Genomic DNA, 311 nt, shown 5'->3' on the forward strand with positions numbered 1-311 from the left:
GTTTACGTGCGTAAGAATCGAGGAAGAGGTGGAAGCGAGCGAACGGATGCGCACACGATCGCCGGTGGAATAACCTGTTTTGGTTGCAGGCGTGCTCGGCGCAGTGAATGATACATAATCAGCGGAAATATAACCTTTCGTACCATCTTTGAGCGTGACAGCATACCATCCGTTCCGCGATTCACCGTGTACCGTAAAGGAGTCACCGCGGTTTACGTGCGTAAGAATCGAGGAAGAGGTGGAAGCGAGCGAACGGATGCGCACACGATCGCCGGTGGAATAACCTGTTTTGGTTGCAGGCGTGCTCGGCG

General features: G+C 54.0%; 1 protein-coding gene. It reads right to left on the reverse strand.

Annotated elements, in window-relative coordinates:
• Positions 1–311, reverse strand: a 311-nt coding sequence (locus H6A12_RS13170) for an SH3 domain-containing protein (protein WP_204448446.1), incomplete at both ends; no start/stop codon positions are given.

This window comes from Merdimmobilis hominis (assembly GCF_016901855.1).
Lineage (GTDB): Bacteria > Bacillota > Clostridia > Oscillospirales > Ruminococcaceae > Paludihabitans.